Below are 11,509 nucleotides of genomic sequence, written 5' to 3'. Positions count from 1 at the left end.
GCCATTACCTGCATGGTGGAAGCCGTTCCCATGAAGGAGCAGGCGCCGCAGGAGGGACAGGCGTGCTGCTTGTACCAGGTCAGCTGGTCCTCTGTGATTTCCCCTCTCTGGCATTTGGCGCTGTACATTCCGATCTGCTCCAGCGTGAGGAGGTCGGGACCGGCGTCCATAACGCCTCCGGTTACGACGATAGACGGAAATTTCAGCCTCCCAATCGCCATCAGATGAGCCGGAACCGCCTTGTCACAGCTGGCTATGAAGACACCCGCGTCGAATGTCGTGGCGTTTGCATGGATTTCGATCATGTTGCAGATGGTGTCCCGGGAAGCGAGAGAGTAGTTGATCCCGTCGTGTCCCTGTGCCATGCCGTCGCAGATATCGGTGGCAAAATACCGTGCTCCCTTGCCTCCGCTGTGATTGATTCCCTTCACGGACTCTTCCACAAGTTCCAATAAATGAGCGCTGCCCGGGTGGCTGTCTCCAAATGTACTCTCTACTATAATCTGAGGCTTCGACAAGTCATCCACCTTCCAGCCCATTCCCATGCGCAGCGGATCCATCTCCGGCGCCAGTGCACGGACTTCCTGACTCTTTAGTTTCATAGCGTTTCCTCCTGAATTCTATGTTTTTCCTGGCAAAGGCATAATACGTATGATGTATTTTATAAAACCAAAATACCATACTCGCAGGACAAAGTCAACAAGGCGTTGGAAAAATATATGAAGTGCTGTTTATCCTAGAGGCTTCTCTTCTTTCTCTAACTGCCGGAATACTCTCCGGTTGTAGATCAGATGCATGTACATCGCGCATTTTGCGCCTTCCGCGTCGCGTTCTGCGATGCAGTTTACGATTTCACGGTGGGTCTCGATGGTCTCCTGGCCCAGGGCGCGGTTGGTTACATCGACAAATACGGCGATGGAAGAATTGATGACCGGAATCAGTTTTTCTACTACACTGTTGCCGCTGCAGGAGGCGATCATCGTGTGAAGACGGATATCGGCCTCCATGTGGTCACGGCCGGATTTGATCAGCTCTTCAATCTGGTCGCACTGGAGCTTCATCTCACCGATCTGTTCCGGCGTCGCGTGATCGGCCGCCATCATGGCGATCTCAGGTTCCAGCATCAGACGTACGCTGACTAAGTCCAGCGCCAGCTTGGTCTTGTCTTTTACAAAGGTAAGTCCCAGCGGATCGTCGGTGATTCCCGCCTCTCGGAGACGAAAGTGCCGGCGCCGCGCCGGATCTCCAGGATCTGCCGGGATACCAGGATCTTGATAGCCTCGCGAATCGTAGTACGACTGACGTTTATCATCTTGCCGAGTTCAAATTCGTTGGGGATCTTAGCCCCTACTTCCAGATTGTTATCTATAATATAGTTTAATATGTAGTCGGCTACCTGCTCTGCCAACGGTTTCCCATTATAAAACTCTAAGCTGCTCACCCATTTTACCTCCCTGCTGAATTGAGTTTATTTTAACATAGAACCGGCGTTTTGTCACCTGATGGCCGTTGAATTTAAGGCGTTGAGGGTTCAGAAAGCGTCAAATTGATATTTGGAGAAGAGATCATACGTATTTGGAGAAAATATGCACGAAATAGAGTGGAATAATTTGTGTAAAAAGTAAAATTATATGAAAATACTTGACATATTTATCCAGTAATGATATTTTATAGAGGCAAAGACATCATACGTATTATGAAAAAGATAAAATGAAACAGGGAGGTATTTTTATTATGGATTATGTAGCTAATCCGGCGCAGCTGATAACTGCCACACTGGTGGGGTTCGTGGTACTTTTGTTCCTGATTATTAAACTGAAGCTTCATGCGCTTCTGTCGGTTCTCATTGCGGGAGTCATAATCGGAGTTGGAAGCGGTATGCCGTTTTCACTGGTTACTCAAGCTGTCACGGATGGTATGGGAAACACCCTAAAGGGGATCGCACTGATCGTCGGACTTGGTTCCATGTTTGGCGGCATACTGGAAGTCAGCGGCGCGGCGCAGGCGATTGCCGACAAGCTGGTCAAGGTATTCGGTGAGAAGAATTCTGCGTTTGCACTGGGGCTTGCAGGCGTTATCATCGGTATTCCGGTATTCTTTGATCCTGCTTTCATTATTCTTATGCCAATCGTTTATTCTATTGCAAAGAAGACAAACAAATCCTTACTATATTATGTGCTTCCGATGACGGCGGGGCTCGGTATCGGATCGGCGATTCCGCCCACACCGGCTCCCATGCTGATCACGGGAAGCCTTCCTGTGGATCTGGGAACAGTCACGATCCTGGCACTCGTACTTGTAATTCCGAAATATTTGATCAGCTACGCGGTAGCGGTTCCGTTTGCAAAGAAAATGTATGTACCGGTTCCTGAAAATGCCGTTATGGCTCCTGAAAAGAAAGAGGGCACTGCGGGTGGGCCGTCCTTCGGCCTGGTTATCTCCATCGTGCTTCTGCCGATTCTCCTGATTTTAATCAGCGCATCCGCAGGCATGATGACTGCGGAGGGGGCCGGAATGCAGAGATTCCTGGATTTCTGCGTATTTATCGGCCAGCCGTATCTGGCATTGATCATCGCCAATGTGGCCGGAATCATCTTTCTGTGTGTGCGTAAAGGGATTACCATGGAGACGGTGGAGTCCGTTCTTGCAAAATCCCTTCAGCCTGTGGCCATGATTGTCCTGGTTACCTCGGCCGGCGGCGTGCTGCGTTACGTTCTGGATTATTCCGGGATGGGAACCCTGATCGGCAATGCCCTGCAGAATGCCAACCTTTCCATTATCCTTGTAGCTTATATTATTTCTACTCTGATGAGAATCGGCGTGGGCTCCACCACGGTGGCGCTGACTATGACATTGGGAATTGTTGCATCGTTTCCGCAGATTTCCACCTATTCTCCAATGTATCTTGCCTGTATCGGTATGTCCGCCATGTTCGGAGCGACCAGCTTCTCTCATGTCAACGATTCCGGCTTCTGGCTGACAAAGGAGTATATGGGAATTGATTTAAAGACAGCGTTCAAATCCTGGACCCTGTATGGAGGCTTCTGCTCCATCCTGTCATTTATCGTACTGTATGCCATCAGCTTTATCTGGGCATAGACGCAGAAAGAAGGGAGAATACATATGGCACTTTTAAATGTAGATTTTCACTCATACTACCTCGGAATGGATTCACCGCTGACCGTTCTTCTTCCTGAAAAAAGGGGGAGGAAGCCGGAGGCGGCTCCTGATAAAAAGTATCCCGTCCTGTATCTGCTGCACGGCCATGCAGACGACAACACTGCGTGGATCAGAAAGAGCGATTTGGAGCTGCTGGTCCGGGATCACGATGTCATCGTGGTTATGCCTTCGGCACACAGAAGCTTTTACACAAATGGAAAATACGGGCACCTGTACTTCGATTACATCACAAAGGAGCTTCCCATCGTTGTGAGCAATTTCTTCCCGGCCTCCACCAGGAGAGAGGATACGTTTATCGGCGGTCTCTCCATGGGCGGTTACGGAGCCTTAAAGGCGGCGCTGTCCTGCCCGGAACAGTACGCCGGTGTCGCTGCAATGTCGGCGGCCAACAGCCCCTTCGAGGCCATGAAGGCAGCCGGAACCATGTTCTCGGTCTCCGATTTTATGGATAATGTTTACCGCATTTTTGGCGACGAGGAGGAGTATAAGGGATCGAAGGACGATCTGGAGTATCTGGCGAAACAGACAGCTGCATCCACAGGACCCAAGCCGAGAATCTACCATAGCTGTGGACAACAGGATCCCCTTTACGGTCTGAATGTGGAATTTAAGCAGTTTATGGAAACAAATTGCCCGGAACTGGATTACCATTACTGCGAATGTGAAGGGAACCACAACTGGGGCTTCTGGAATCCACAGCTGAAATGCATACTGGAATATTTCGGACTGATTCCGGTCAGCCGGGAGAAGTCCGGTACGTGAGAGCAGAAAACCGGGAGCCGGTCCGCTGCTTTTGACGAATGAGACAGCCCGTGGTACAATCGCTGTATGGAGGGGTCTATGATACATACAATTGATTTTTTATACGAGGTAAGAAAGTCAAAAGAGCTGGAGCGGAGACTGCTGGAAAATATGAAAAACCGAAAAGAAGCGCATCTGTTGATTGGAGATTTCTCACTGAAATTCGATTTCGACAGACGCATGGTGAATATTTCCTGCATGAATCCACAACATCCCTTTTTCTATAAATGCCCGCCGCTAGACTGGACGTTTGAAGAAATGGAAGAGACTGTGAAGGCTGTTGTGGGAGATAAAAAATAATAAAATGTTTTTTGATGAGAGTATCTGAAATGCTCCCGGCCGGATTCGACGGCGACGGGCGTTTTGGTACTCTCATTTTTGAATCATATGGAGCGGCGGCTTGTGATAACGAAATTCCCCGGGAAGGTGTACTTTGTCTTTCCAAATTTCGATGAAAAAGACCGCTCAGGCAGACGATTCTTTACAGCCATCATGGTTTCCGATTGTCCTGGTGAAAAAAATATTGAAATATTTAATAATAGTTATTGTTATTATTTTAACGGTGTGATATAATGAGACCATATTGGAGATACTCTAATTATCTGAAGCATTTTTTAGAACTAAGGTTTTACTCATTTAAATCATGAACAGGAGGATATTCACATGAAAGAAACTATTGTAGTAATCGGGGCAAATCATGCGGGAACGGCGGCGCTCAACACAATCCTGGATAATTATAAGGATAAAGAGGTGATCGCCTTTGATTCCAACAGCAACATCAGTTTCCTGGGCTGCGGTATGGCGCTCTGGATCGGCAAACAGATATCGGGACCGGAGGGACTGTTTTACTCGGATAAGGCGGCGTTTGAGGCAAAGGGCGCCAAAATATACATGGAGACTCCGGTGACCTCTGTCGATTACGATAAAAAGATCGTCTATGCGGCCGACCGCGAGGGCAACACGTATGAGCAGCATTTCGACAAGCTGATCCTGGCGACCGGTTCACTCCCGATCAGTCCGGCCATCGAGGGGATGGAGCTTGAAAATGTACAGTTCGTAAAGCTGTTCCAGAATGCTCAGGATGTGATTGAGCGTTTGAAGGATGAGAGCGTAAAGCGTGTCGCAGTGGTCGGCGCCGGTTATATCGGCGTGGAGCTGGCGGAGGCATTTAAGAGAAACGGCAGGGAAGTGGTATTGATCGACTGTGCGGAGACCTGTCTGGCCGGATATTATGACAGAGAATTTTCCGATCAGATGGCGGATAATTTGAAGGAGCACGGAGTGACACTGGCCTTTGGAGAGACTGTGAAAAAACTGGAAGGTTCCGTTCGCGTGCAGAAGGTAGTCACGGACAAGGGAAGCTACGACGCCGACATGGTAGTGTTTGGAATCGGCTTCAAGCCCAATACTGCACTGGGCGGAGAACAGATTAAACTGTTTAAGAACGGCGCGTTTTTGACGGATTTATGTCAGGAGACCAGCATTCCGGGCGTCTATGCGGTCGGAGACTGTGCGACGGTTTACAACAACGCGATTCAGGCCACAGACTACATTGCGCTGGCGACAAATGCGGTCCGCTCCGGAATTATCGCGGCTCACAATGCCTGCGGTACAAAGCTGGAATCTGTGGGCGTTCAGGGCTCTAACGGCATCAGCATCTGGGGGCTCAACATGGTGAGCACGGGAATCAGTCTGGCAAAAGCCGAGAAGCTGGGAATCGAGGCGCTCACCACGGATTTTGAGGACTGGCAGAGAGCGGAATTTATGGAAAATGGTAACTATAAGGTAAAGCTGCGCATCGTCTATGACAAGAACACGAGAGTGATTCTGGGCGCGCAGATCAGCTCGGACTACGATATTTCCATGGTGATCCATCTTTTCTCGATGGCGATCGAGGAGCAGGTGACCATTGATAAGCTGAAACTGTTCGATGCATTTTTCCTTCCTCACTTTAACAAACCTTACAACTATATCACCATGGCTGCGCTGAGCGCGAAGTAAGAAGGCCGGGAACGGTAACCGGGAATCCTGAATGACTCCAAAAAGTTTCCGCCGGTAATTTACAACCGCCATGGCTCGTGTTAAAATCGGAATAGAAGATGGACAATACGAGAAGGAGGATAAGGATACATGAAAAAGGTGGGATTTATCGGAATCGGGATCATGGGGAAATCCATGGTGCGCAACCTGATGAAGGCTGGTTTTGAGGTGGCGGTTTACACAAGAACAAAGGAAAAAGCAGAGGATGTAATCGCAGAGGGCGCCGCCTGGTGTGAGGACGTGAAGACATGTGCCGCCGGGCGTGACGCGGTGATTACCATTGTGGGATATCCGAAGGATGTGGAAGAAGTATACTTCGGAGACGATGGAATCATCGCTAATGCAGATCCGGGCACGTTTCTGATTGATATGACGACGACGAGCCCGAAGCTGGCGGTCAGGATATACGAAGATGCCGCGAAAGCGGGGCTGAAGGCCCTGGATGCGCCTGTAACCGGCGGAGACACAGGGGCGAGAGAGGGAACGCTGACGATTCTGGCCGGCGGAGATGAAGCGGACTTTAACGCGTGCATGCCGCTTTTTGAGGCCATGGGAAAGAACATCAAGTACGAAGGAAAAGCGGGCAATGGCCAGCATACGAAGATGTGCAACCAGATTGCCATAGCCGGCGCGATCTCCGGCGTATGCGAGGCCATGGTCTACGCGAAGGCCACCGGACTCGATGTGGCCCAGATGGTGGATTCGATCGGAACGGGAGCGGCGGGCAGCGCGCAGCTTAAGACGGTAGCGCCCCGTATCCTTGTTGGCGATTTTGATCCCGGCTTCTTTATCCGGCATTTTATCAAGGATATGAAGCTTGCCTCCGAGGAAGCGGAGAACGCAGGCGTTCATCTGGGAGTGCTGGATTACGTGCTTTCCATGTATGAAGATATGGAGGCGCAGGGAAAAGGAAGTCTGGGGACTCAGGCGCTGGTTCAGTACTACCAGTGGTAGAGGGAAATGAAGATATAGCAGAAAATGCGGAGGTCTGCCGGGAACAACCGGCGGACTTCCGCATTTTCCATTACTTATTCGATTTTTCCGATGCCCGGATAATACCGGAACAGTACTTTTGCAATGATTTTATCACGCTTTACGTATTTATTCTCCCAGCGCCTGGCGTCTGCGGAGAAATTGCGGTTATCGCCCATCATAAAGTAGGAATCCTCCGGCACTTCGAAACGGGCCGGCGGTTCCGGGTCCATGGGCTCCCGAATGTAAGGTTCGTCGAGAGGCGTCTCCGATCCGTTTAAATAGACCTTTCCATCGATGATATCTACGGTGTCTCCGGGCAGACCGATAATCCGCTTTACATAGTAAATAGTATCGGTCGGATCATCCGGAAAGTGAAAGATAACGATGTCGCCGCGCTTTGGATCGCCGAATCTGTAAGACAGCCTGGAACCGATGACACGGTCTCCGGTCATGATTGTATTTTCCATGGAGCCGCTTGGAACCTTGCTGTTTGCGATGATGAAGTTGTTCAGAACAAAGGCGATGACGGCCGCCGCAATAATAATTTTAATCCAGCTTATGATCTCGGCCTTCCAGTCAAATGCCTCGCTCTTCTCCAGTCTGTTATCTTCCTTTTTCATAGAGACCTTCTTTTCTATCCATATATTTTGTCCATAAGAGAGTTTAAATGAGTTTCCGGGATTCCGCAAGGGGTTTTCTTAAATGGTAAGAAAATATTCACAAACATTCCACGAAATGTCCATAAAAATATGGTACCGTTATTTTAAACAATCCGCTGTGTGGGGCATGGCGGAAGACTTCGGGGGGGAAGATGTATGGGAGAGACAATTCAGCAAAAGAGTATGAACAGCGGCGCAGAGGAGAATCCTGCACAGAAGCGGCGGGAGATCCGGCTGCTTCTGGCATCCGGCGTCCTGTTTGCGTTATCACTGCTTTTTCAGCTTCTGGCCCGTCTCGTACCAGGATTTGGAGAATGGTATGCAGTAACCGTTTATCCGTTTATCGTGGGAACACTGGGACGAATATCCGGGATTTTTCCATTTTCCGTAGTGGAGTCAGCCGTTTATTTCCTTATCGCAGCAGCGGTCTGGTATACGGTCACTCATATCAGACGGATTAAAATGGTGCTTGTGAGGGCGCTGTTTCTGCTGACGGGGATTTTTTTCCTGTTTACATTTAACTGTGGTGTCAATTATTATAGAAAACCGTTCTCCAGCTATTCCGGTCTGGAAGTCAGAAAGTCTTCAAAGGACGAACTTACAGAACTCTGCGCCGCGCTGACAAAGACTGTGAATCAGTACTGTGAAGACGGCGTCGGTGCGGCCATGGAGAGGAAGGATGCCAACCGGGAAGGCGTGGCGGCCATGAGACGGCTGGGAGAACAGTATCCCCAGCTTGCAGGCTACTATCCCAGGCCGAAGCCGCTGGCGTGGTCGTATTTCTTTTCGGTTCAGCAGCTGTGCGGCCAGTATTCACCCTTCACCGTAGAGGCGAATTACAACCGGGAGATGCCGGATTACAACATTCCCCACACGATCTGCCATGAGCTATCCCATCTGCGGGGATTTATGAGGGAGGACGAGGCGAATTTTATCGGCTATCTGGCCTGTATTGGTTCCGATTCTCCATCCTACCGTTACAGCGGATACTTAACCGGATGGGTCTATGCGACCAACGCCCTGGCGAAGACCGATATGGATGCGTATCTGGAGCTGTGCGGCGCTCTGGACGAGCGGGCCTGGGTGGACCTGAGAGGAAATAATGAATTCTGGGCAAGATACGACGGGAAGGCAGCGGAGGTGTCCAACCAGCTGAATGATACGTATTTAAAAATAAACAGTCAGGCGGATGGTGTGAAGAGCTATGGCCGCGTTGTTGACTTAATGCTGGCTTATACCAGGAAACAGGCGGATTCCCTGGAGGAAGAACAATAGGAAAACGTGTAGATTTCGGAGGCTTTTTGTCGGAAAAATACGGAAAGTGCTGTTGGATTCTATTGTAAAATACGCATATGAATGCTAAAATAGACTCAGTCGCAAGCCCCGCCGCAGTCAGTGGGGTATCAAAAATGCAGCGTCGTGAGCGGCGGGGGTTCCGACCCTCGCGGCAGTCGCCGGATGGACCCGCAAGCGCGTCCGCCCGGCTCGTTGCACGCGGGAATAAACAGGGACCAGGAGGATATTGTATGGACAAAAAGTTGTATGATTTGATGGATTGGGCCGGGATTGAAGAGATTGTATATTCAGAAGCGGCGGACTCCCACAAGCTGCTGGGACCGCATATCACGGACGATGGGCTGCTGATCTCCGCATTCATACCGACGGCAGTCATGGTGACGGTCAGACTTGCCTCCTCGGGAAAGGAATTCCCGATGGAACTGGCAGACGAGGCGGGCTTTTTCGCAGCGCTGATTCCGAGAAAGAATATTCCGGAATACACCCTGCTTGTGGTTTACGATAATGGCACGTCGGAGGAGCTTTACGATCCGTACGCATTTTCACCGCTGTACACAGAGTCGGACTTAAAGAAGTTTGAAGCGGGTGTTCATTATACAATCTATGAGAAGATGGGCGCACACCCGATGAGTGTGAATGGTGTGGAAGGCGTCTATTTCTCCGTGTGGGCGCCGTGCGCCATGCGCGTCAGTGTTGTCGGAGATTTTAACTTATGGGATGGAAGACGTCATCAGATGAGACGCCTGGGCGATTCCGGGATTTTTGAATTGTTTATACCAGGTCTGGCATCGGGACTGATTTATAAATACGAGATTAAGAACAGCCATGGGGAGCCGCAGTTAAAGGCGGATCCGTATGGTAATTTCTGCGAGCTGCGTCCGAACACGGCTTCTGTCGTATGGGATACGGGCCGTTATAAGTGGCAGGATAACGCGTGGATGGAAAAACGCGCGAAGACGGATTCTAAAAACCAGGCTATGTCCATATATGAGATCCACCTCGGATCGTGGATTCGGAAAGAGACGGAGCGTGATGAGAACGGGAACGATATCACCGGTTCTGAATTCTATAATTACCGTGAGATCGCGGTAAAACTGGCGGAGTACGTGAAGATGATGGGTTACACCCATGTTGAGCTGCTTCCGGTCATGGAGCATCCGCTGGACGCATCCTGGGGCTATCAGGTGACAGGGTATTACGCGCCGACCAGCCGGTATGGAACGCCTGATGATTTTATGTATTTTATGGATTATATGCATGGACAGGGCATTGGCGTGATCCTCGACTGGGTTCCGGCACATTTCCCGAGGGACAGCTTCGGACTGGCTAATTTTGACGGGACATGCGTCTATGAACATAAGGACCCGAGACAGGGGGCTCATCCGCATTGGGGCACGCTGATCTATAACTATGGCCGTCCGGGAGTATCCAACTTCCTGATCGCCAACGCGCTGTTCTGGGCGGACAAGTACCACGCGGATGGAATCCGTATGGATGCTGTGGCTTCCATGCTGTACCTGGATTACGGAAAGAATCCGGGGGAGTGGGTTCCTAATATTTACGGCGGCCACGAGAACCTGGAAGCCGTGGAATTCTTAAAACATTTGAATTCTGTATTTAAAGGAAGGGCAGACGGAGCCATCCTGATCGCTGAGGAGTCGACTGCATGGCCGGAGATCACCGGCGATATCAAGGAAGGCGCCCTGGGCTTCGATTATAAATGGAACATGGGCTGGATGAATGATTTTACGGGATACATGCAGTGCGATCCCTATTTCAGAAAGCACCATTACGGAGAATTGACCTTCAGCATGCTTTACGCATACAGCGAAGATTTTATTCTTGTGTTCTCGCACGACGAGGTGGTCCACGGAAAGGGATCCATGATCGGTAAGATGCCGGGAGAGGAACTGGAGACCAAGGCTGCGAACCTGCGTGCTGCGTACGGTTTCATGATGAGCCATCCGGGAAAGAAGCTGCTGTTCATGGGACAGGAGTTCGCGCAGGTTCATGAATGGAATGAGAATGTGGAACTGGATTGGGGGATTACAGAACAACCGGTTCACAAACAGATGCAGGAGTATGTGAAGTCCTTAAATGAGCTTTATGTAAACTATCCGGCGCTGCACCAGATGGATTATGAGCCCGAAGGCTTTGAGTGGGTGAACTGTACGGATTCGGAAGAAAGTATTGTGGTATTCCTGCGAAGGACGAAAAAGAAGGAAGAGACACTTCTGATTGTCTGCAACTTCGATACAGTACTGCATGAGAAATTCCGGGTTGGCGTTCCGTTTGCAGGAAAATATAAAGAGATCTCCAACAGTGACGCGGAAAGCTATGGCGGCGAAGGGCGCACCAATCCGCGCGCGAAGAGCTCGAAAAAGGCAGAGAAGGACGAGAGGCCGGATTCCATCGAGATTACGGTGGCACCGCTCTCTGTGATGATCTTTACCTGCACGCCGGTGGAAGAAAAAGTGGTTAAGAAAGCTTCCGGAGCGAAAACCACCGCTGCAAAAACCGGCGGAGTAAAGGCGGCTGGAACAAAAGCAGCTGTGAAG

Annotated in this window: 9 protein-coding genes and 1 pseudogene; 7 read left to right on the top strand and 3 right to left on the bottom strand. The window is 50.2% G+C overall.

The features are described 5' to 3' along the window. Window positions 1-602 (bottom strand): dihydroxy-acid dehydratase (locus ACLTD4_RS30685; protein WP_412331816.1); only part of this gene is annotated, 602 nt, incomplete at its 3' end. Between the two features lie 129 nt (window positions 603-731). Then, window positions 732-1,441, bottom strand: a pseudogene (locus ACLTD4_RS30680) (FadR/GntR family transcriptional regulator). 293 nt (window positions 1,442-1,734) lie between these two features. Between ACLTD4_RS30680 and ACLTD4_RS30675 the strand changes: the two are divergent. The 5 genes from ACLTD4_RS30675 to ACLTD4_RS30655 all read left to right on the top strand — a co-directional run bounded on the left by ACLTD4_RS30675 (window position 1,735) and on the right by ACLTD4_RS30655 (window position 6,975). Continuing rightward, a complete protein-coding gene (locus ACLTD4_RS30675; RefSeq protein ID WP_002604880.1) occupies window positions 1,735-3,099 on the top strand; it encodes a GntP family permease in 1,365 nt (454 codons plus the stop codon). Window positions 3,100-3,123: 24 nt separating this feature from the next. After that, window positions 3,124-3,942 carry an alpha/beta hydrolase gene (locus ACLTD4_RS30670; RefSeq protein ID WP_117622044.1) on the top strand — a complete coding sequence of 273 codons (819 nt, stop codon included), beginning with the start codon at window positions 3,124-3,126 and terminating at the stop codon, window positions 3,940-3,942. A gap of 78 nt (window positions 3,943-4,020) precedes the next feature. Then, the gene (locus ACLTD4_RS30665; protein WP_117622045.1) at window positions 4,021-4,281 is read left to right on the top strand and encodes a hypothetical protein; all 261 of its coding nucleotides are present in this window, start codon (window positions 4,021-4,023) and stop codon (window positions 4,279-4,281) included. Window positions 4,282-4,644: 363 nt separating this feature from the next. Next, window positions 4,645-5,982: a H2O-forming NADH oxidase gene (gene nox / locus ACLTD4_RS30660; protein ID WP_117622046.1), complete on the top strand. Its 1,338-nt coding sequence runs from the start codon at window positions 4,645-4,647 to the stop codon at window positions 5,980-5,982. Between the two features lie 129 nt (window positions 5,983-6,111). Further along, entirely contained in the window at window positions 6,112-6,975 is an 864-nt protein-coding gene (locus ACLTD4_RS30655; protein WP_117622047.1) for an NAD(P)-dependent oxidoreductase, read from the top strand. Between the two features lie 74 nt (window positions 6,976-7,049). On the opposite strand, the gene lepB is transcribed toward ACLTD4_RS30655, so the two are convergent. Continuing rightward, on the bottom strand, window positions 7,050-7,616 hold the full coding sequence (lepB, locus tag ACLTD4_RS30650) for a signal peptidase I (RefSeq protein WP_081034162.1): 567 nt from the start codon (window positions 7,614-7,616) through the stop codon (window positions 7,050-7,052). Between the two features lie 195 nt (window positions 7,617-7,811). Here lepB and ACLTD4_RS30645 point away from each other — a divergent pair, with 195 nt between their 5' ends. Next, a complete protein-coding gene (locus ACLTD4_RS30645; protein ID WP_117622048.1) occupies window positions 7,812-8,930 on the top strand; it encodes a DUF3810 domain-containing protein in 1,119 nt (372 codons plus the stop codon). Between the two features lie 251 nt (window positions 8,931-9,181). Further along, window positions 9,182-11,509: 1,4-alpha-glucan branching protein GlgB (gene glgB, locus ACLTD4_RS30640; RefSeq protein WP_412331815.1), on the top strand; the 2,328-nt coding region annotated here is incomplete at its 3' end.

It is taken from the genome of Hungatella sp. (genome assembly GCF_046966825.1).
The sequence above is the reverse complement of the archived record's forward strand: the minus strand, read 5'-3'. Positions and strand labels throughout refer to the sequence as shown.